Raw genomic sequence first — 20,698 nt, 5'->3', positions numbered from 1 at the left:
CAAACAAATCCAATGACTAATCGAGTCACATGATATAAACAAAATTAATATGAGACCCATCTCCGACATCCGTATCTGACGTGGGCTCATGCCCCCCTTTTGACACTTGATCGTCAAAGCGCAGGTATCGTTCGATTGATCGAGGCGGGGCTTTTTTCGAATGTGATAGATCAACGACAAAACGAGATGGAAAAGCAGCCGCTGGCCAAGGAGGCTGGGCGTTCACACGCCCAGCCCTGTTTTGATCCGTTATTCTGCCGGATCTGCGACATGAACGCTGGTGACACCCAGCTTTTCGCGTTGACTGTCGCGGATGATACCCTTGATCAGCGCCACGCCCATCAGCGCCATCACAAGGCTGAACGGCAGTGCTCCGATTACCATTGCAGTCTGGATTGCACCAAGCCCGCCGATAATAAGAAGTGCGCCGACCACCAGTGCCAGAGCAGAGCCCCAGAAGATGATGTGCGGGCGCCCTTTGGGTCCTTCATCGCCACCCGAGTTAATGGTGTTCACGATCAGAACCGCCGAGTCTGCCGACGTAACGAGGTATGTCAGCAACAGGACCACAACCAGAACCGCCATCACCCAGGCAATGCCGGTCGACAAGATCACATCCAGCATCGCGAACAGTTGCGCCTGCTGACCAGCACCCGAGATCGCATCACCCGCGGTACCGTTCAGGGTCAGGTCGATGGCGGTGCCACCGACGATGGTGAACCAGACAAAGCACATCATTGAGGGGACGATAATCGCGCCCAACACATATTCACGCACGGTCCGTCCGCGCGAGATACGCGCCAGGAACACGCCCACGAACGGCGCAAACGCAATCCACCAGGCCCAGTAGAACACCGACCACCCACCTTGCCAACTGGCCAGTGCGTCACCGGTTTCGGTTCCATCCGCTTTCCAGACATTGAACAGCATACCGGGCAGCGCCACGATATAGTCGAACAAACCGACAATCAGAGCCTGCAGGCCGAACAGGGCCGATCCAAAGATCAGGAAGAATGCCAACAGGAAGAAGCTGAGGCCCATGTTGATATTCGACAGCCATTTGATGCCTTTACCGACGCCCGACAGGGCCGACAGGGTCGACGCCCCCATGATGACAAGCAGAGCGACGATGATGGCCGCCGTTGTGGCCTTGCCATCGTCGTTCAGCAGCCAGTCACCCACGCCGATCCGGTGCAGACCAGCAACGAACTGCTCAACACCAAAGCCCAGAGTCTGCGCCACACCCAGAATGGTGGCGACAACTGCAACGATGTCGATCGCATGACCAAGTTTGCCCGACAAGGCGCTGCCAAACAGCGGCGCCAGACCCGAACGGATCGTCAATGGCAGGTTTCGGCGATACGAGAAGTACCCCAGCGACAGCCCGACAAGTGCATAACAGGCCCAGGCTGAGAAGCCCCAATGCAGGAACGACCATTTATAGGCATAGCGCACGTTTTCTGCCGTTGAGCCTTCGGCCAGCCCCTGAATAACCTCGGGGTTGTTGGCAAAGTGGTACATTGGCTCTGCCGTCGCAAATGTCAGCATGCCAATGCCGATCCCTGCCCCGAACATCATCGAGAACCACGAAAAGCTTGAAAACTCGGGCGTGTCGCCCGGCAGACCCATCTTCAGGCGTCCTGTCGACGGGATTATCGCCAGCACCACGCAGACGATGATGAAGAAGGCCACAACCCACGTGTACCAGGATGCGAAATTGGCCAAAAGGAAGCTGTTCATCGCGCCAAGCACCACCGAGGCGTTTTCAGGAAACGCGATTGCCCAGAAAATCAGGGCCCCGACAAGTATCTTGGATGCAATAGTCACATCCTTGCTGAATCCATCATAAAAGCCGCCTTCGCTGACTTCGATGGGTAGTTCCATTAGTGGCGGTTCTTTTGCCATGAGTGTTCCTCCTCCTTCATTTTTCAAACCTCGCGCTAGAGATTGAGTATTTCAAAGCGCAATCCGTCGAACATTCAATTTTTCGTTATGCTTGCCCGATCGGTTTTTCCGGTTGCGTGACTTTCACACCTTGGCCAGTGTCATTTGTTGGCGCATTTGGGCGTGTAAGTCTGCATGTCTATTGATCCTGTCCGATTAGTCCTTCATCGCCTTTACGGTTTCCCGTAGCTGAAATTTCTGGATTTTTCCGGTCGAGGTCTTTGGCAACTCGGCAAAGACCACGGCTTTTGGTGTCTTGAACCCGGACAGGTTGGCTCGGCAATAGCTGATGATTTCCGCTTCATCGGCTTGATGGTCGGGGCGCAGCTCGACGAACGCGCACGGCACTTCGCCCCATTTGGGATCAGCTTTGGCCACCACCGCCGCAGCCTGTACGGCGGGATGACGGAAAAGGACCGCTTCGACCTCAACCGACGAAATGTTTTCACCACCAGAGATGATCACATCCTTCAGGCGATCGCGTATCTGGATATAACCATCGGGCTGAACCACGGCAGCGTCGCCGGTCCAGAACCAACCATCCTTGAAGGTTTCCCGAGTCGCATCGGGGTCTTTGTAATACCCCTTCATCACCGTGTTGCCGCGAATGGCAATCTCGCCCTGTGTTTCTCCATCGCGCGGGACCCCTTCGCCGGTTTCATTGTCCAGAACGGTGACATCTTCGACCATCGGAAAAGCAATGCCTTGCTGGGCCTGTAACTGCGCCTGCTCGGCTGGATGTTTCTCGTTCCATTCCTCTTGCCACAGGCATTGCGAGATGTGGCCGTATGTTTCGGTCAGGCCATAGACCTGCATGACGTCAAAGCCCATCGCCTTGGTTTTTTCTAGAACGGACGGTGGCGGAGGCGCTCCGGCGGTTAGAACGCGAATGGGGGGATCGAAACGGTCGCCGCCGCCATCTTCATGCTCTGCCAACATTTGCAACACGATCGGTGCAGCGCCCAAATGCGTCACCCCATGCGCGCGGATTGCAGCCAGAACCCTGTCGGGGGCTGGGGTGCGCGTGAAGACCTTGGTCCCGCCTAGGATAGCCATCATCCAGGGGTGGCCCCAGCCGTTGCAATGGAACATGGGAACCACGGACAGGTAAACCGGGTAGTGCGGCATTTGCCAGGCCGCTACGGTACCCAAAGCCATAAGGTAGGCTCCGCGATGGTGGTACACTACGCCTTTCGGGCGACCCGATGTGCCGGAGGTGTAGTTCAGTGCAATCGCGTCCCATTCACTTGCCGGGCCCACAAAAGACGCGGGTTCGATAGGCGCTGCTGCAAGGTCTTCGAAATCCCGCCCGCCTAAAGTTTCGGAACTGGGGGCGTTGGGGTCGTTGATCTCGACCACCGGGATTGACCGACCCAGCCTTTGAAATACCTGCGATAGCAAAGGGATGAATTCACGATCGACGATCACCAGTTTTGTATCAGCATGATCAAGGATGTAGGCGATAGTTTCAGGTTCAAGGCGGGTGTTCAGTGTATTCAGAACAGCCCCGGACATGGGAACTGCAAAGTGCAGCTCAAAAAGTTCCGGGATGTTTGGGCAAAGAACCGAAACCGTATCGCCTTTGGTCAGCCCCAGCGCCCTTAGGCCAGTGGCAATGGCACGAGCGCGAGCGGCTGTTTCACCCCAACTGCGCCGCAGGTCTTCGTATACCACGGCGATGCGGTCACTGTGGATCGAACTTGCCCGAGACAGAAATGACAGAGGGGACAGCGGAACATAGTTGGCCGCATTTTTTGCCAGTGCTTCATAGTGTTGTTGCATGGCCTTTCCTCCCAAAACGACCAGATCATTTTTTTGGCATACCGACGGAATGACTGCGCAAGGTTTCAGAAAGACGCTTCAGTGAAACAAAGCGCATCCCATTCTATTCGCGCCACATTTGTTCGGCTTCCGGCGGCAAAGAAGACAAAACCAGGCTTTCCTTGACTGTATCGGGTCCGTAACAGCGCACCGCACGAACACTGTCTGACCAATTTCTGATCAGGTTGTTTAATTTGGATGCGGATTCTGTAGAATAAGGAAAAATTTTGAATGGGTATTGAATTTTTCAATGTCGCGCCGCACTCCAACTCTGAAGGGCTTACGAGCTTTCGAAGAAGTCTATATTCTAGGTAACTTTACCCGTGCAGCGGACGCGCTGAATGTTCAGCAACCTGCTATCAGCTATCAGATCAAACAGCTGGAACGTGATCTTGGGACACCGCTTTTTGTACGCCGAAAAGGCGAATTGGTGCCGACGCCGCACGCGCACGAACTGTTCCACACGGTCTCGCGCGCTTTTGATGGTATTCGGGAGACAGCGGCTCGTATCCGATCGGCGGATCAAAAACAGGTCTGGACGATTGCGACCTATGCCGGCGTCGGAACTCATTGGGTATCGCCGCGCCTTGCGGAGCTGTCCCGGCGACTGAGTGTACGCGCGAAATTGATAACATTAATCTCGGACGCAGATCTGTTCCGAGAAAAGGCGAATTGCTGGATTGCATTTGGTGATGGCAATTGGCCGGGTTTTGAAGCCCGTCTGCTGATCAGAGAGTGTGTTTTCCCCGTTTCCTCACCAAGTGTCGCGCGGCGTATCCGGAAATATAAGAGCCGTGTGGACACGTCAGGCATTCCGCTTATCGAACAAGAGGACCCTGAAAACCGCTGGCTGGACTGGCAGGCTTGGTCAAATAGCAGTTCAGAGAACTGGGGACTCACTGATAACCGGGTTATCGTGAACGATCACGGAATGGCCTTGCATCTGGCTTTGGCTGGCTCAGGCATCGCTCTGGGATGGTCCGGAGTGATACAGGATCATCTAAGCGCAGGGAGCCTGGTGCAATTGTCCGAGTTTGAGGCAACCTCATCCAATGGATATTGGCTATTGGGGCGCGAGGGGTTCTTTGACACCGAAGAAGGTCGGCTGGTCTTTGATACGCTGACCGGTGTGAGCTAGGAGCGGGTACGTTTAGTATCAAATTGTTTAGCGTAAAGGGCTGGCAAAAACCGGCCTGTTCGCGGGACACATTTATCCTGCAGCTCCAATGAAAACCCACAGGCCGGAATCCGTTGTCCTGATGGGCCGAGTGCCAGCCATGCGCCAACAGAACAAACTAGCGGGGCTGATCGCTTGGAACATAATTGGCTAATAATCTTGAGTTTTTGTTTACAGATGCCGTGACCCGTTTCTACTATCAAATTGTAATTTCTGATATTGATAAACATGGATAAGAACCGATGTCCGAAACTCTTGATTTACACAAGTTCGAAGATCTTAGCCCTTTTGAGATCAAAGACGAGCTCATCAAGCTGGCTCAGAAAGAGTCACGCGCCTCGACCCTACCGTATCTGAACGCTGGTCGGGGAAACCCAAACTGGATTGCAACCAAAGCGAGAGAGGTCTTTTTCTTTTTGGGGCAATTCGCGATTACCGAGGCGCAGCGTGACCGGAATGAACCACAAGTCGGGTTGGCCGGAATGCCACAAGGGCCGGGGTCTTATCATCGTTTGATGGCTTATTGTGCCAATGCGGAAAGTACTAATCCTGCCGCGGCTACCTTGGCGAGTGTCGTGGATTTTGCAATTCAGAAGTTCGATTTTAATGCGGATGATTTTGTGCTGGAACTGACCGACAGCATCATTGGCGATCATTATCCTATGCCGGACCGCTGTCTCGTTCACAATGAACAGATTGTTCATGAATATTTGATGTGGGCAATGTGCGCGGGCCATCGCCCTGATGCCAAGTTTGACATCTATGCGGTCGAAGGTGGTACAGCCGCAATGTGTTACATCTTCAAAGCGTTGAAAAATCAACGGCTTTTGAACGCGGGCGATACGATCGCGTTGGGGACACCTATTTTTACGCCCTACCTCGAAATGCCAGAACTTGAAGACTATTCCCTGAATGTCGTGCATGTCTCATCCGAGGAAGAAGATCACTTTCAATTGACGGATGAAGATCTGGAGGCACTGGCAGATCCTAAGGTCAAAGCCCTGTTTCTGGTGAATCCCGGAAATCCTTCGTCTGTTGCAATAAGCCCTGACGTATTGAAGCGATTGGTCAGTTTTGTAAAAACCCGGCGGCCAGATCTGATCATTCTGACGGATGACGTGTACGGGACCTTTGTGCCAAACTTTGAATCCGTGATGGCGCATCTGCCTGAAAACACAATCGGGGTCTACTCATACTCTAAGTATTTCGGCTGCACGGGCTGGAGGTTGGGTACAATCCTCGTGGCCGAAGACAACATATTTGACAAAATGATCGCCGAGGCACCGGCCGAGACTAAAGCGGTTGTCGAAGCGCGCTACAGAACCCTGACACCCGATCCCTCCACACTCAAATTCATAGACAGAATTGTTGCGGACAGCCGGGATGTTGCCCTGAATCACACGGCTGGCCTTTCACTTCCTCAGCAAGTGATGATGACGTTGTTTTCTCTGGTCGAGATGATGGACGAAGACAAGGCATATCAAGCCCTTTGCATGAGCATTCTTGAACATCGCTTCACTGAATTGGTCGAAGGTATGGGGATCGAAGTACCGGATAACCCCTTGTATGACAGATACTATGGAATAATCGACTTTGAGTTCTGGCTTCGGAAATATGTAGGTGAAGAAGTCGTGGATTGGATAAAAGAGAACGTCCACCCGCTCGATATTTCGTTCAAACTTGCGCAGGACCATGGGATTGTCCTTTTGAATGGATCGGGATTCGACGCGCCTAACTGGTCTGCACGTGTGTCCTTCGCAAATCTTGATGATGATGCATATCGGAAAATCGGGCGTGCGGTGCGTGCCGTTGCGACAGGATACGTGCAATCGTATCGCGCTTCAAAAGGTCTGCCGATTCACGGTTGAACTCGCATTACAGGATAGGGCCGAGGGACAGCCGTTTTCATGGAAGCAATCATTTCGATATTCAGAACTCACCCTGAATTGGCGCTGTTTTGCAGCCTGACCCTTGGTTACGCGATTGGAAAAGTTTCCTTCGGCTCTTTTACTGTTGGCTCGGTGGCGGGATGCCTGCTTGCTGGTGTTTTGGTCGGGCAGACCGGAGTGGTCGTGTCCGATGACCTGAAGCAGACATTTTTCCTGTTGTTTCTGTTTTCGATTGGCTATCGCACCGGGCCTCAGTTCTTTCGTTCCTTGAACCTGGGTGCCCTGCCTCAGATCGGGATTACCGTTTTATTATGCGCAATTGCGTTGCTGGTTGCGGTCCTTCTAGCGCCACTTATGGGTCTTTCGGTTGGTGTCGCGGCGGGGCTTTTGGCAGGTGGGGCGACTGAAAGTGCAACTTTGGGTGTGGCCATTGATGCATTTGCGAAAACAGGCGTTGACGCAGCAAGCCAGCAGATATTTGAAGCCGAAATCGCGACAGGTTTTGCGGTTGCATATTTTGTTGGTGTCATCGCCACGATCGTGTTCCACACGCAAATTGCACCGCGTTTTTATGGGCGATCCTTGCGGGACGCATGTGCTGAATATGAATCTGAACTGCAAGATGATGATGCCCCGTGGCATTCCGAGCATCGTGACTTTGAAGCGCGGGCCTATCGCATAAATCCTGACTTTGCAGGACATACCGTGGCCGAATTGGAAGCTCGGGTTCCGATCCACGTGCGGGCTTTCTTTGATCGCGTTCGCCGAGGCAACAAAATCCTGCCGACGTCACGGGATATGGTCCTGCAAAACGGAGATATCGCAGCGATCGCCGGGATGCGGTCCTATCTTATTGACCATGGTGGCCTACTGGGGGAAGAGGTCGAAGACCCTGAACTTTTGGATCTTCCCGTTGAAACCAGCGACATTGTTGTAACGAACAAAGAGTTGGTCAACAAAACCCTAGGTGAACTTTCCGTCCGCCCCGAAGCCCGAACTATCTTTCTTCGTGGGATCATGCGCAGCGGTGAACGGCTACCGGTTTTTCGGGGTGTCCCATTGCACATGGGAGATGTCCTGACAGTTTCCGGTACGCGCAGCCATATTCAGGACGCAGCAAGCAAGTTGGGTTATCTGGACCGAGAAACAAGCAAAACGGACATGGTGTTTGTTGCGTTTTTTATCCTGTTGGGTGGTTTGATTGGGATTCCAGCCCTGCATTATGGCGCGGTCGAGCTTGGTCTGGGCACTTCGGTAGGGGTGTTGTTGGGGGGGCTGGTCGCAGGTTGGTTACGCTCGGTTCGCCGCACATTTGGATTTGTTCCCGAAGCCACGCTTTGGATATTCGATTCAGTCGGCCTGTGTGTCTTCGTGGCATGTGTGGGCATTACCTCGGGGACAAGTTTTGTGGCTGGTGTACTGGAAAGCGGCCCGTCCCTGATTTTTGGTGCGCTGGCAATCGTTTTTCTGGCGCATGGATCGGCAATCATTGTGGGTCGCAAGATATTTAAGATCAACGAAGGGGTCCTGGCCGGAACATGTTGTGGGGCGGGGACATCCGCACCTGCTTTGGCAGCCGTACAAGAGGCCGCGCAGAGCCAAGTACCAACCCTTGGCTATGGGTTGGGTTATGCAGTTGGCAACGTCCTGTTGGCTCTATGGGGTTCAGTGATTGTGTTGCTATTGGTCTAGAGCCGAAAGCATGGCACATCCAAGCAGTGTGCTGAACTAAACCAAAACCTCGCGCAAAACTGCAGTTTTGGAGAGCGAGAGCTTTTGAACACGACTACGCGGATAATCGTTCGAATATAATCCGGCAGAGTCAAACATCCGATCCTGCTGACCGTCTATTGTGCGCTATAGCTTGCTGCAAATCCGTCGGGTATCAAATTCTCTTGGATGAGAATTTCAATGCGTATTTGCTCTTGCGACTGCATGATCTCACGGTTGTCGCACCTTGCGCGCAGCAACCGGACCGAGCTGCGTACCAGATGACCGGGATTTTGCGCGATGATTGCATCCACTTCTTTGTTCAATAGCGCGCTGCGTGTACGTTCCGTCAGCTCATGTGCGATTACGACCAGTTCACCGGGATCAGTTCTGCAATGCAGGGCATTCAGGGGTGAGCGCGCTTCGGAACTCATGATATACGCAGCGATAACGTCTTGATTGTTTCGCAGCGTGTTCAGGACGATTTCTTGCGCCCGTGACTGATCACCATGCGTCTCAAGTGAGGGCAGCGCAATCAGATTTGGATAGTCCTGCCTGAGAACCTGATCGAACCCGTGACGCCGTTCCAGACTGTCACGTGCGTTCATGGTTTCTGAAACGACCATGACTTTTCCCTGCTGCCCGCAAATGAAACGGCCAATCAGGCGGGCCGCTGTTGCGCCCGCGGCGCGGTTGTCGATGCCAACGAAATCCATATCGGACATTTCAAGCTGACCGGATATGAGGTGCACAACCTGAACGCCTTTTTCTTGAAGCCGGATGGCGGCATCCCGCACCTGAGGTGATTCAGGCGCCATCAACGCAATCCCGTCGACCTTATCAGGCGACAGCTTCAGCAATGTGCGTGCGATCAGATGCGGATCGGCCTGCGAAATTTCCTGATGCGAAATCTCGATCCCTTCGGCCGCAAGGCCTCGGTCGGTTTCGGAAATGCGTTCGCGCAGTTCTGAAATAAACAAATCCCCGCGGCGCGGAAGCATGAACCGAAACCTGTACCTCTTGCTTTTGGCCAGATTGGCAGCGGAAAGGTTGCGCACAAAGCCGATCTTTTCGATCGCTTCATTCACCGCCTTCACGGTTTTCTTGCGCACGCCCGGGCGATTGTTAAGGACGCGATCCACAGTGGCCAGACTGACACCGGCAGCTTTGGCGAGGTCTTTGGTTGTTGGTCGCATCGAGTCGGTTTCTATCCTTTGGTGTTCAAAAATATTTGCCCAGTTTCAAGGCACATGCAAGCAAAATGAGGCACGTACCTCATAAAAAGCTTGATCTGAGGTACGTGCCTCATTTACGACTATTCCATCAATGAGTCGCCGTCAGAGGAGTCGGCGCCAAACAAATGGGAGGAGCTTTCTGATGAAGACGCAGCTTAAACTTTCTGTTGCAACTGCCGCGGTGATGGCCGTTTCCGGTGCCGCCAGCGCCGAGGACCTGACCCTGTGCTGGGCATCCTGGGATCCGGCCAATGCGCTGATCGAACTAAGCAAGGATTTCGAGGAAAAGTCCGGCCACACCATGAATTTCGAATTCGTGCCATGGCCTAACTTTGCGGACCGGATGCTGAACGAACTGAACTCGGGCGGTAAACTATGTGATCTGATGATTGGTGACAGTCAGTGGATCGGGGGCGGCGCCGAAAATGGGCACTATGTCAAACTGAACGATTTCTTCGATGCCGAAGGCATCACAATGGATGACTTCATCCCGGCAACCGTCACTGGTTACGCGGAATGGCCGAAGAACACCCCCAACTATTGGGCGCTGCCAGCGTTCGGAGATGTTGTCGGCTGGACCTATCGCAAGGATTGGTTCGAACGCCCCGAACTGCAGGCTGAGTTCAAGGAAAAGTACGGCCGCGATCTGGATGTCCCGAACTCTTTGGACGAGTTGAAAGACATCGCTCAGTTCTTCCAAGGCCGCGATATTGACGGAACGACGGTCTACGGCGCCGCGATCTATACCGAGCGCGGGTCCGAAGGCATCACGATGGGTGTGACCAACGCGCTGTACAACTATGGGTTCGAATATGGTAACCCCGACAGCCCGTATGAACTGGATGGCTTCGTCAATTCTGAAGATGCGGTCGCTGGTCTGGAGTTCTACAAGGACCTCTATGATACCGCCACACCGCCGGGATCTTCGAACTGGTACATGGGTGAAAACATCGACGCTTATAAGTCAGGTCAGGTCGCATTGCAGATGAACTTTGCCTTCATCTGGCCGGGTGTTGAGGCTGACGCGAATGTGGGTGGCGGCAAGTCTGGTTATTTTCCGAACCCCGCAGGTCCGAACGGGCAGTTTGCCCAATTGGGCGGGCAGGGGATTTCTGTTGTCTCTTATTCCGACAAACAGGATGCTGCACTAGAATACATCAAGTGGTTCGCACAGCCTGAAATTCAGTCTCGCTGGTGGGAACTGGGTGGCTATTCCGCGCTGAAGGCGGTCGTCGAAGACCCTGGTTTTGCAACCAGCCAGCCCTATGCGCAGACCTTCCTGGATTCGATGGCGATCGTTAAGGATTTCTGGGCGGAGCCAGCTTATGCCGAACTGCTTCTGGCCATGCAGCAACGTGTGCATGACTATGTGATTGCGGGCAATGGCACGGCCGAGGAAGCCTTGAATGGTCTGGTCGACGATTGGACCGAGACTTTCGAAGACGAAGGCAAAATCTAAGCGTAAATCTTGCCGGGCAATCCCGTTTGCCCGGCGCTCCCTCTCCGGATTGGCAAAATGCTAATCCGGAGCACTCCGCCACCTTCGGAGACAGCATCGCTGTCGCCGATGAAGGATCAAACAATGATACACACACCGATGGATAAAATCGCCAAAGCGACACCCGAGCCGATGGCTCGGAAAGTGCGCGGGCTGTCAGATCGAACCATCGCCTGGATTTTCGTCGCGCCGTCCATTTTCCTGCTGTTGGCCGTCAACATCTTTCCGCTGATCTGGACCATCCGGCTGAGCTTTACCAACTACAAGGTGAACAGGCCCAACCGTGAAATCGATTTCGTTGGTCTGCGCAACTACGAACGTATCCTGACCGACAGCGACACATGGATGACGATGCAGGCCACGGCGCACTTCCTGATCTGGACCATCGTTCTGCAGGTACTGATCGGCTTTGCACTGGCCTATTTGCTGAACATGAAATTCAAGGGCAATGATATGTGGACCACAATCATCGTGTTCCCCATGATGCTGAGCCCTGCCGTTGTAGGTAATTTCTGGACGTTCCTCTATCAGCCGCAAATCGGCCTATTCAATTATGTAGTGACGTTCTTTACCGGTGGTGATCCATCCAGTTTTTCAATGATCGGCGATGTTCATTTGGCGCCTTGGGCCATTGTAATCGCCGATACGTGGATGTGGACGCCATTCGTTATGCTGATCTGTTTGGCGGGTCTGCGTTCGATCCCGGATTCGATCTATGAGGCTGCGGAATGCGACCGCGCCAGCAAATGGCGGCAGTTCTGGACGATTACGATCCCTATGGCGTTGCCGTTCCTGATGCTGGCTGTGTTGTTCCGTGGGATCGAAAACTTCAAGATGTTCGACCTTGTGGTGCAGCTGACCGGCGGTGGTCCGGGCAATACGACCACGCTGACCTCGATCGACCTGAAACGCGAAGCGTTCGAGAAATGGCGCACCGGCTATTCCTCGGCCTATGCGGTCATCCTGTTCGTCACCGTCTTTGGGCTGGCTTCGATCTACGTCAAAGCCCTGAACAAGGTAAAAGAAAGATGAGCTTTTCTGTTACAGAGCCGTCCAACCGGACGAAGTGGGTCGCTGGTACCGCTGTGGTACTGTATGCGGTCATCACGATCCTGCCGCTGATGTGGATCATCGCCACCGGGTTTAAGTCGCCTGCCGACTCGATCTCTTATCCGCCCAAAATCCTGTTCGAGCCGACGCTGGAAGGCTACGTCAACCTGTTCACGCAGCGCACGCGCCTGAATGAAGAAGACCTGGCTGCGCTGCCCCCGCCAGAGACATGGTATGATGAAATGGTTCGCGAACAGGGGCAAGTTATCACTGGCGCGTCGCGCTATGGCGAGCGGTTCATGAACTCGGTCATCATAGGGTTCGGCTCGACCTTTCTGTGTATGGTGCTGGGCACCGCTGCGGCCTATGCGTTCAGCCGGTTCCGGGTGCCACTCAAGGATGATTTGCTGTTCTTCATCCTGTCGACCCGGATGATGCCGCCGATTGCGGTGGCGATCCCAATCTTTCTGATGTTCCGGCAACTAGGGTTGAACGACACGCATCTGGGTATGATCCTGCTGTATACGGCCGTGAACCTTTCCCTGTCGGTCTGGTTGCTGAAAGGGTTCATCGACGAGATCCCGGTGGAATATGAAGAGGCCGCATTGATCGACGGATACACCCGCTTTCAGGCCTTCTACAAAGTGGTGCTGCCGCAAGCGGCGACGGGCATCGCCTCAACCGCGATTTTCTGCTTAATCTTTGCCTGGAACGAATACGCTTTTGCTGTTCTGCTGACTTCGGGCACCGCACAAACCGCACCGCCCTTCATCCCGACCATCATCGGTGTTGGCGGCAAGGACTGGCCCGCCGTGGCCGCCGGGGCGACGATCTTCTTGGTTCCGGTCATGGTCTTCACCATTCTTCTGCGCAAGCATCTGCTGCGCGGCATCACATTCGGAGCGGTTCGCAAATGAGTACCTTCATCAATGGCCTGCTGCGGCTGCGCCGTGGCCCTTGGGAAATGGTGGCCTCCATCCTTATCGCGTTGGGTGTGATCATGCTGATGCAGCCCTTTGTGCTGGCCCTGTTCACCTATTCCTTCATTGTCACGCTGATTGGCACGGTGATGTTCATCATCGTCAGCCACTTCCCGGAGTAAGAACATGGCACAGATCAGAATCGAAAACGTGCGCAAGGAATTCGGGACGTTTACCGCCGTGCAGTCGTCGAGTTTCACCATCGAAGATGGCGAGTTCTTCATGCTGCTTGGCCCCTCGGGCTGCGGCAAGACCACGACGTTGCGTATGATGGCCGGGCTTGAGCTGCCCACCAGTGGCGAGATTTACATCGACGGCGAAGAGGTGGGTATGAAGCCTGCCAGCCAGCGTGATATCGCCTTTGTGTTCCAGATGTTCGCGCTCTACCCGCATATGAATGTCGGCAAGAACATCAGCTATCCCCTGCTGAGCCAAGGGATGCCCAAGGCGCAGGTGAAAAAGAAGGTGGACGAGGTCGCCCAGATTCTGGGGATCACCGATATTCTGAAGAAACCCGTTGGCGGGTTGTCCGGAGGCGACCGTCAGCGCGTGGCCTTGGGGCGCGCTATTGTGCGCGACCCCAAAGCGTTCTTCATGGACGAGCCGCTGGGTGCGCTGGATGCAGAATTTCGCGAGCATATGTCCGAGGAATTGCGTGCCTTGCATGACCGGATGGGGGCAACCACGGTTTACGTGACCCACGATCAGCTAGAGGCGATGCAGATGGGCGACAAGATCGTCGTCATGAACCACGGCGTTGTCGAACAATTTGGAGTGCCGCAAGATATCTATGACTGGCCCGCCACGATGTTCGTGGCTAGTTTCATAGGCTCACCTTCCATGAACTTCCTGAATTTTCATGGCATTGTTGGCAGCGGCACTAACTCGGTTGATCTGGGTGACAGTCAAATTCGCATCCCCGAACAGCATGGCGGCGCGCGTGGCGATCTGGCGCTTGGTGTGCGACCTGAACATGTGCATCTGGATGACAGTTCCAGCTATCGAGGCGAAGTGACGGCGACGGAATACCTTGGCACCACCCAGATCGTGACACTGAACACCCCGAATGGCGAGATCAAGGCGCGCATCCCATCCAGCGATCGCGTTCATGTGGGCGAAAAAACGGGCCTGCACTTTGATGAGCGTACAATCACGGTGTTCGAAACGGAAAAGGGCAGGGCATTGTTGTCCGCAGGAAACGAAGGAGTTCTGAACCATGGCTGAGGTTGAGCTTCGCAATGTGACAAAGACCTTTGGCGACACGGTCGCTTTGGACAACATATCCATGACGATCCCGGATGGGGCTTTTGTCGTCCTTCTTGGGCCAACCGGGGCCGGCAAGACAACGACGCTGCGCATGGTGTCCGGGCTGGACAAGCCGGATGAGGGTGACGTCCTGATGAATGGCCAAACCCTGACCGGATTGACCCCGGCTCAGCGTAACGTTGCCATGGTGTTTCAGCAATACTCGCTGTACCCGCATCTGACAGTCTATGAAAATCTGGCATTCCCGCTGCGGTCTCCGTTGCTGAAGACGCCCGAGGACGAGATCAGGATCAAAGTGCAGCGCGTCGCCGAGACATTGCAGATCGCGCACAAGCTTGAAAACAAGGCGACCGCCTTGTCTGGCGGGGAAATGCAGCGTGTTTCGATTGGTCGTGCCTTGGTGCGAAATCCCGAAGTCTATCTGATGGACGAACCCCTCAGCTCATTGGATGCCAAGCTGCGCGCTGATCTGCGGGTTGAGCTGAAGAGCATTCAGGCGGATAGTGGCGCGACGCTACTGTATGTGACACACGATCAGGTCGAGGCGATGACCATGGCGACCCATGTGGGTGTTCTGGATAATGGCAAGCTGATCCAGTTTGGCACGCCGCGGGAAATCTACGAAGCCCCAGTCAGCATCTATGCGGCCAGCCGCCTTGGCCAGCCCCGGATCAACATTCTGCCTGCCGATATCTTTGGTCACGCCCCAAGCGGTGCCAAGTCCATCGGCCTGCGCCCCGAACAGATCGGACAGGGGGACGGGCAAGACAGTCTTGTTACGAGGGTCGAACATCTGGGCGATCAGACCAGATTGCATCTGTCTTTCAGGGATCATGATCTGATTACTGTAACCGACGCACACACCTCGCTTAAAAGCGGCGATATCGTCAAGATCGCTCCGAACAACCCGTTTTTCTTCGACGCCGAAGGCGTCCGGATTCAGTAAAAGAGGCTGAAATGACACATTTTATCAATAGGAAAGAAGACATTGTTGCAGAAGCCGTAGACGGCGTGATCGCAACATCGGGTGGTCGCCTTGCCCGGCTGGACGGTTATCCACATATCAGGGTGGTGGTGCGCACGGACTGGGACAAGTCGAAGGTTGCGCTGGTGTCTGGCGGGGGGTCGGGTCACGAGCCTGCGCACGCCGGGTTCGTTGGCGAAGGTATGTTGACCGCCGCGGTGTGTGGTGACGTATTTGCCTCACCTTCTGTCGATGCGGTTCTGGCCGGGATTTTGGCTGTGACCGGACCGGCAGGTTGCTTGCTTATCGTCAAGAACTACACCGGCGATCGCCTGAACTTTGGCCTTGCGGCTGAACGTGCGCGCGCCTTTGGACTCAATGTGAATATGGTCATCGTGGATGATGACGTCGCGCTGCCTGATCTGCCCCAGGCACGCGGTGTTGCGGGGACGCTTTTCGTGCATAAAGTCGCCGGTGCATTGGCCGAGAATGGCGCTGACCTCGATGCGGTGACAACCGCAGCAGAGCGCGTTATTGCTGGCACATCGTCCATCGGCATGTCGCTTGACACCTGTACGGTGCCCGGCGCACCGAAAGAAGATCGCATTCCAAGCGGTAAGGCTGAACTGGGCCTCGGTATCCATGGTGAGGCCGGGATTGATCAGGTTGAATACTCGGATGCTAAAACCGCCATTGCCATGATGGTTGAAAAGCTGGGTGCAAAGATGGACCCTGACCAGCGCTATGTTGCTTTGTTGAATAACCTTGGCGGGGCTTCCGTTTTGGAAATGTCTATTCTGGCGCATGAGCTCAAGCATTCGTCGATCGGGCAGCAGATTAGCCATATCGTTGGACCTGCGGCGATGATGACTTCTCTTGAAATGCGCGGATTTTCGATCTCGGTCTATCCTGCGCCGACCGAGGATCTGATGGCGTTGCAGACCAAAACGCACCTGAGCGCATGGCCCGGTGTAAACGCATTGGTCGACGTTCCCGTGCTTGAACTGCCCGATGGCCTGAAGCCAATTAAGCCTCTGGCCTCAGATCATGCCGAGACGCGTTCGTTCCTGACAAGATGCTGCGAGATATTGATAGCGGCCGAGGCTGACCTGAACGCGCTGGATGCCAAGTCCGGCGATGGTGACACAGGCTCGACGCTTGCAGGCGCGGCACGTGCCCTGATCGCAGCGATGGACAAGCTGCCTTTGGCGGATCACACACAACTGTACCGCGCAATCGGCCAAGAGCTTAGTCAGACTATGGGCGGGTCTTCAGGCGTTTTGCTTGCCATTTTCTTTGCTGCGGCGGGGGATGCGGCATCAAGTGGTGAAACGATGCAGAAGGCGTTGCACGTTGGTTTGAAGCGGATGCAGGATATTGGCGGTGCTCAACCCGGTGACCGGACAATGATTGATGCATTGAAACCGGCTCTGGACAAGCTGGAAGGCGGATTGCCCGATGCAGCAGTTGCCGCGCGAGCTGGGGCTGACAAAACGGCAACGATGTTGCGGGCCCGAGCTGGTCGCGCATCATATATCAACGCAGAACAACTGCGGGGACATGTCGATCCGGGTGCCGAAGCTGTCGCGCGGCTTTTTGAACGATTGGCCAGCTAACTACGACCGCAAGCGGTTGCAGGGCGCCACCTTGGCCTTGCGACCGCGCCTCAGGGTTGCACGACGTTGATGGACGTGCCGAGTGCGCGGGCCTTCTGCATCATGCCGTCCGGCAACGTTGCATCGGTGAAAAGGATATCGGTATCGGCAAGATTCCCAATCCGCCCAGGGGCTGACCGCAGCATTTTTGAGCTATCGGCAACCACAAAAGTCGACTTTGACTGTCGTATGATGGACTTCGTCGCGCGCACTTCCTGAAAATCGAAATCCAGCAGATCCAAGTCTGCGTCAATTCCGGCGCAGCTTATTATTGAATGGTCGAATTTGAACAAATCCACCACCTGTGTTGTCAGGTTGCCAAGTAGACCACCGTCTGTGCGTCGCAACGAACCACCTGCGACAACAATTTCGATATCCGGGTTCGCCGCAAGGATATTGGCGGTGTTCAGGCTGTTGGTGACAACCAACAGGTCTTTGTGGGTCAGCAATTCATGGGCAACAGCTTCGGTGGTGGTTCCGATGTTTATGAACACGGTTGCGCCGTTTGGAATGCTGCCAGCGCATTCTCGACCAATTCTTGCCTTGCCTTCAGTATTTCGATTGCGGCGCTGCACATAGTCGAGATTTCCCGCCCCTGAAGACACGACAGCGCCCCCGTGAACGCGTTCCAGTTGGCCGGTATCAGATAGCTGCGCAAGGTCTCGGCGGATGGTCTGCTCGGCGACCCCAAAGCGTCGGGCAAGATCTTCGACCCGGATTGTTCCTTCGATTTGAGCGATGTGCAGAATCTCAGATTTTCTGTTCTTGCCGAGCATGTTTTGATCCTTTGCGCTCAAAAATAGATGTGCGGTTTTTGTGTGGTTTGCAAGATTTTTCGAAATTATCGAACATTTATTGCCAAAAAAGAACGCCTGAATGCGCGAAAATGTTGACTTTTGGCTTGAATGATGATTGTTAGCGATAACAAATGAAAATGGTTCAGGGGCAAGGTCCGAATGATCCGAAACAGAAACATCAAAGTTGTGGCGACGCTTGGTCCAGCCTCAAGCAGCTATGAAACCATCCGTGCCCTAAAAACCGAAGGGGCGGATGTGTTCCGCCTCAACATGAGCCACGGACAGCACGAGGATATCGCCCGGTTGCATGCCACGATCCGCAAGGTTGAGGCGGATATGAACGCGCCCATATGTATTCTGGCAGACCTTCAGGGTCCCAAGCTGCGCTGCGGCGTGTTCGAAGGCGGTGGTGCGCTGTTGGTCGATGAGCAGAGCTTTCGGTTTGATCTGGAGGACGCCGCGGGAAATCAAAATCGTGTTCAGTTGCCGCATCCGGAAATCTTCCGGGCTCTGACCCCGGGTGCAACGCTACTGGTCAATGACGGTCTCATTCGCATGTCTGTGATTGATTGCTCAGACCAACATGCCGAGTGTCGCGTTATGGTAGGCGGGCGTATTTCCGACCGCAAAGGCGTGAATGTCCCTGATGTCGTGCTTCCTTTGGCTGCGTTGTCCGACAAGGACCGGGCAGATCTTGAATTTGTGTGCGAGCTTGGTGTCGAATGGCTTGCCTTGTCATTTGTTCAAAGGCCCGAAGACATCAAAGAAGCGCGCAAACTGGCAAAAGGCCGGGCGCGTATTTTGAGCAAGATTGAAAAACCGGCGGCGGTAGACTGTTTTCCTGCAATTCTGGATGCGTCTGATGCGATCATGGTGGCGCGTGGCGACCTGGGTGTGGAACTGCCCATCCAAAAGGTTCCGGCAATCCAAAAGCAACTGGTGCGGGGGTGCCGCGCGGCCGGGAAGCCTGTGATTGTCGCAACTCAGATGTTGGAAAGCATGACCGGCAGCCCTGTGCCCACCCGCGCTGAAGTGTCCGATGTCGCTTCGGCCATTTATGACGGCGCCGATGCGGTCATGTTGTCGGCAGAATCCGCAGCGGGACAATTTCCGGTCGATGCAGTTCAGATGATGAACGCTATAGCCGAGGAAACGGAACAGGATCCCGGTTATCTTGAAGCGATCGAAGCGGCACGCACTCCCTGCAGGAGCACGGTGTCCGAGGCGATTACATCTGCGGCTCGGGAAATCGCTGAGACGACCGCGCTGAAGACGATCTGTTGTTACACCATGTCCGGGTCGACGGCCACGTTGGCCGCACGGGAACGCCCGCGTGTGCCTATTCTGGCGCTGACCCCCGATCCGTCCGTCGCCAGAAGGCTGGGCCTGGTTTGGGGTCTATCCTGTGCTCCGGTCGATCCCGCCATCCGTTTCAAGGGCGCGGTAAAAGCGGCAGTCTGTGCCGCGCGGGATATGGGGCTGGCCGGTCAGGATGACCGCATCGCGGTTACGGCGGGCATTCCTTTCAACACTGCAGGCACCACGAACATCCTGCGCGTCGTGTCGATGTCAGAATCCCTTGATGCGCAATCCGAAGCGGCATTCTAAATTTTTGGAGAAGTAAAATGACGGTAAAAGTAGCAATCAACGGGTTTGGTCGCATCGGTCGCAGTGTCCTGAGATCTTTGGTCGAGGCAGGGCGGAACGATGTCGCCGTGGTGGCCATCAATGATCTTGGCCCGATTGAGACGAACGCGCATTTGTTGAAATACGACAGCGTTCATGGGCGGCTGGATACGGATATTCAGGTTGATGGAAACACATTGCTTGTTGGTGGGCGCGAAATACGCGTCAGTGCGGAACGCGACCCCGCAAAGCTGGCTTGGCAGGATGTCGACGTCGCACTTGAATGCACCGGTCTGTTTACAAAACGCGAAAGCGCCATTCAGCACGTGAGCAATGGGTCAAAGAAAGTTCTGGTTTCCGCCCCGGCTTCGGGTGCTGACAAGACGATCGTTTATGGCGTGAACCACAAAAATCTGACAGGCAACGAGATCGTTGTGTCGAATGCAAGTTGCACAACCAACTGCCTGTCTCCGGTTGCCAAGGTGCTGGATGACGCCTTTGGGATTGAAACCGGTTACATGACCACGGTGCATTCTTACACAGGGGATCAACCTACCCTGGATACGATGCACAAAGACCTCTACCGCGCCCGAGCGGCCGCGATGTCGATGATCCCGACCTCGACAGGAGCGGCCCGTGCTGTCGGTGAGGTTCTTCCCCAGCTCAAAGGGAAATTGGACGGTTCTGCCATCCGGGTGCCGACACCGAATGTTTCGGCTGTTGATTTTTGCTTTATGCCGAAACAAGAGGTAACCGTGGATCAGATTAACGACGCAATTCGCGCCGCAGCAGACGGCGAAATGCGTGGGGTACTGGCAGTGACGGATGAGCCGTTGGTTTCCGCAGACTTCAACCACGACCCTCATTCGTCGATTTTTGCCACCCAGCAGACCCGCCTGACCGAGGGTGGAATGGTTCGGATTCTGAGCTGGTACGACAATGAATGGGGTTTCTCCAATCGAATGCTGGACACCGCACGCGTGATGGCAACAAAAGTCTGAGGGCCACACAATGAGCACAATCATCGACATCCACGCCCGGGAAATTCTTGACAGTCGGGGCAACCCGACGGTTGAGGTGGACGTG

16 protein-coding genes are annotated in these 20,698 nt (G+C 54.7%); 12 read left to right on the top strand and 4 right to left on the bottom strand.

Features of this window, described 5'->3' with window-relative positions:
• Positions 1 to 249 precede the first annotated feature (249 nt).
• Both RUESEDTHA_RS20675 and RUESEDTHA_RS20670 read right to left on the bottom strand, forming a co-directional pair.
• The gene (locus tag RUESEDTHA_RS20675; protein ID WP_180888487.1) at positions 250 to 1,905 is read right to left on the bottom strand and encodes a BCCT family transporter; all 1,656 of its coding nucleotides are present in this window, start codon (positions 1,903 to 1,905) and stop codon (positions 250 to 252) included.
• A gap of 195 nt (positions 1,906 to 2,100) precedes the next feature.
• A complete protein-coding gene (locus RUESEDTHA_RS20670; protein WP_180888486.1) occupies positions 2,101 to 3,726 on the bottom strand; it encodes an AMP-binding protein in 1,626 nt (541 codons plus the stop codon).
• A gap of 289 nt (positions 3,727 to 4,015) precedes the next feature.
• Between RUESEDTHA_RS20670 and RUESEDTHA_RS20665 the strand changes: the two genes are divergently transcribed.
• The 3 genes from RUESEDTHA_RS20665 (at position 4,016) to RUESEDTHA_RS20655 (ending at position 8,523) form a co-directional block, all read left to right on the top strand.
• A complete protein-coding gene (locus tag RUESEDTHA_RS20665) occupies positions 4,016 to 4,903 on the top strand; it encodes a LysR family transcriptional regulator (protein ID WP_180888485.1) in 888 nt (295 codons plus the stop codon).
• 281 nt (positions 4,904 to 5,184) lie between these two features.
• Positions 5,185 to 6,810, top strand: a complete 1,626-nt coding sequence (locus tag RUESEDTHA_RS20660) for a bifunctional aspartate transaminase/aspartate 4-decarboxylase (protein ID WP_180888484.1) — start codon at positions 5,185 to 5,187, stop codon at positions 6,808 to 6,810.
• Between the two features lie 39 nt (positions 6,811 to 6,849).
• Positions 6,850 to 8,523 (top strand): aspartate:alanine exchanger family transporter, encoded by a 1,674-nt coding sequence (locus RUESEDTHA_RS20655; RefSeq protein WP_180888483.1) that lies wholly within the window; start codon positions 6,850 to 6,852, stop codon positions 8,521 to 8,523.
• Between the two features lie 155 nt (positions 8,524 to 8,678).
• Here the strand turns inward: RUESEDTHA_RS20655 and RUESEDTHA_RS20650 are convergent, their stop codons facing one another.
• Positions 8,679 to 9,737, bottom strand: a complete 1,059-nt coding sequence (locus RUESEDTHA_RS20650) for a LacI family DNA-binding transcriptional regulator (RefSeq protein ID WP_180888482.1) — start codon at positions 9,735 to 9,737, stop codon at positions 8,679 to 8,681.
• 181 nt (positions 9,738 to 9,918) lie between these two features.
• Here RUESEDTHA_RS20650 and RUESEDTHA_RS20645 point away from each other — a divergent pair, with 181 nt between their 5' ends.
• The 7 genes from RUESEDTHA_RS20645 to RUESEDTHA_RS20615 all read left to right on the top strand — a co-directional run bounded on the left by RUESEDTHA_RS20645 (position 9,919) and on the right by RUESEDTHA_RS20615 (position 17,150).
• Positions 9,919 to 11,235, top strand: coding sequence for an ABC transporter substrate-binding protein (locus RUESEDTHA_RS20645; protein WP_180888481.1), 1,317 nt, complete (start codon positions 9,919 to 9,921; stop codon positions 11,233 to 11,235).
• 123 nt (positions 11,236 to 11,358) lie between these two features.
• Positions 11,359 to 12,306 (top strand): carbohydrate ABC transporter permease, encoded by a 948-nt coding sequence (locus tag RUESEDTHA_RS20640; RefSeq protein ID WP_171124711.1) that lies wholly within the window; start codon positions 11,359 to 11,361, stop codon positions 12,304 to 12,306.
• Positions 12,303 to 13,241 (top strand): carbohydrate ABC transporter permease, encoded by a 939-nt coding sequence (locus RUESEDTHA_RS20635; RefSeq protein ID WP_171124710.1) that lies wholly within the window; start codon positions 12,303 to 12,305, stop codon positions 13,239 to 13,241. The genes RUESEDTHA_RS20640 and RUESEDTHA_RS20635 overlap by 4 nt, the downstream gene beginning before the upstream one ends.
• Positions 13,238 to 13,426, top strand: a complete 189-nt coding sequence (locus RUESEDTHA_RS20630; protein WP_171212768.1) for a hypothetical protein — start codon at positions 13,238 to 13,240, stop codon at positions 13,424 to 13,426. Before RUESEDTHA_RS20635 ends, RUESEDTHA_RS20630 begins: the two co-directional genes overlap by 4 nt.
• A gap of 4 nt (positions 13,427 to 13,430) precedes the next feature.
• Positions 13,431 to 14,528, top strand: coding sequence for an ABC transporter ATP-binding protein (locus RUESEDTHA_RS20625; protein ID WP_180888480.1), 1,098 nt, complete (start codon positions 13,431 to 13,433; stop codon positions 14,526 to 14,528).
• Positions 14,521 to 15,516, top strand: a complete 996-nt coding sequence (locus RUESEDTHA_RS20620) for an ABC transporter ATP-binding protein (protein ID WP_180888479.1) — start codon at positions 14,521 to 14,523, stop codon at positions 15,514 to 15,516. The genes RUESEDTHA_RS20625 and RUESEDTHA_RS20620 overlap by 8 nt, the downstream gene beginning before the upstream one ends.
• Positions 15,517 to 15,527: 11 nt before the next feature.
• Positions 15,528 to 17,150, top strand: a complete 1,623-nt coding sequence (locus RUESEDTHA_RS20615; RefSeq protein ID WP_180888478.1) for a dihydroxyacetone kinase subunit DhaK — start codon at positions 15,528 to 15,530, stop codon at positions 17,148 to 17,150.
• A gap of 50 nt (positions 17,151 to 17,200) precedes the next feature.
• On the opposite strand, the gene RUESEDTHA_RS20610 is transcribed toward RUESEDTHA_RS20615, so the two are convergent.
• Positions 17,201 to 17,965, bottom strand: coding sequence for a DeoR/GlpR family DNA-binding transcription regulator (locus RUESEDTHA_RS20610; protein WP_180888477.1), 765 nt, complete (start codon positions 17,963 to 17,965; stop codon positions 17,201 to 17,203).
• 180 nt (positions 17,966 to 18,145) lie between these two features.
• Between RUESEDTHA_RS20610 and pyk the strand changes: the two genes are divergently transcribed.
• Positions 18,146 to 19,594, top strand: a complete 1,449-nt coding sequence (pyk, locus tag RUESEDTHA_RS20605) for a pyruvate kinase (protein ID WP_180888476.1) — start codon at positions 18,146 to 18,148, stop codon at positions 19,592 to 19,594.
• 17 nt (positions 19,595 to 19,611) lie between these two features.
• A complete protein-coding gene (gene gap, locus RUESEDTHA_RS20600; RefSeq protein WP_180888475.1) occupies positions 19,612 to 20,613 on the top strand; it encodes a type I glyceraldehyde-3-phosphate dehydrogenase in 1,002 nt (333 codons plus the stop codon).
• Positions 20,614 to 20,698 lie beyond the last annotated feature (85 nt).

It is taken from the genome of Ruegeria sp. THAF57 (assembly GCF_903914075.1).
Classification (GTDB): Bacteria; Pseudomonadota; Alphaproteobacteria; order Rhodobacterales; family Rhodobacteraceae; genus Ruegeria.
This window is presented reverse-complemented; position numbering and strand designations above follow the sequence as displayed.

Coding starts and splice junctions, on each gene's coding strand:
- RUESEDTHA_RS20675 (WP_180888487.1), bottom strand. CDS start 1,905: ATGGCAAAAGAACCGCCACTAATGGAACTACCCATCGAAGTCAGCGAA.
- RUESEDTHA_RS20670 (WP_180888486.1), bottom strand. CDS start 3,726: ATGCAACAACACTATGAAGCACTGGCAAAAAATGCGGCCAACTATGTT.
- RUESEDTHA_RS20665 (WP_180888485.1), top strand. CDS start 4,016: ATGTCGCGCCGCACTCCAACTCTGAAGGGCTTACGAGCTTTCGAAGAA.
- RUESEDTHA_RS20660 (WP_180888484.1), top strand. CDS start 5,185: ATGTCCGAAACTCTTGATTTACACAAGTTCGAAGATCTTAGCCCTTTT.
- RUESEDTHA_RS20655 (WP_180888483.1), top strand. CDS start 6,850: ATGGAAGCAATCATTTCGATATTCAGAACTCACCCTGAATTGGCGCTG.
- RUESEDTHA_RS20650 (WP_180888482.1), bottom strand. CDS start 9,737: ATGCGACCAACAACCAAAGACCTCGCCAAAGCTGCCGGTGTCAGTCTG.
- RUESEDTHA_RS20645 (WP_180888481.1), top strand. CDS start 9,919: ATGAAGACGCAGCTTAAACTTTCTGTTGCAACTGCCGCGGTGATGGCC.
- RUESEDTHA_RS20640 (WP_171124711.1), top strand. CDS start 11,359: ATGATACACACACCGATGGATAAAATCGCCAAAGCGACACCCGAGCCG.
- RUESEDTHA_RS20635 (WP_171124710.1), top strand. CDS start 12,303: ATGAGCTTTTCTGTTACAGAGCCGTCCAACCGGACGAAGTGGGTCGCT.
- RUESEDTHA_RS20630 (WP_171212768.1), top strand. CDS start 13,238: ATGAGTACCTTCATCAATGGCCTGCTGCGGCTGCGCCGTGGCCCTTGG.
- RUESEDTHA_RS20625 (WP_180888480.1), top strand. CDS start 13,431: ATGGCACAGATCAGAATCGAAAACGTGCGCAAGGAATTCGGGACGTTT.
- RUESEDTHA_RS20620 (WP_180888479.1), top strand. CDS start 14,521: ATGGCTGAGGTTGAGCTTCGCAATGTGACAAAGACCTTTGGCGACACG.
- RUESEDTHA_RS20615 (WP_180888478.1), top strand. CDS start 15,528: ATGACACATTTTATCAATAGGAAAGAAGACATTGTTGCAGAAGCCGTA.
- RUESEDTHA_RS20610 (WP_180888477.1), bottom strand. CDS start 17,965: ATGCTCGGCAAGAACAGAAAATCTGAGATTCTGCACATCGCTCAAATC.
- pyk (WP_180888476.1), top strand. CDS start 18,146: ATGATCCGAAACAGAAACATCAAAGTTGTGGCGACGCTTGGTCCAGCC.
- gap (WP_180888475.1), top strand. CDS start 19,612: ATGACGGTAAAAGTAGCAATCAACGGGTTTGGTCGCATCGGTCGCAGT.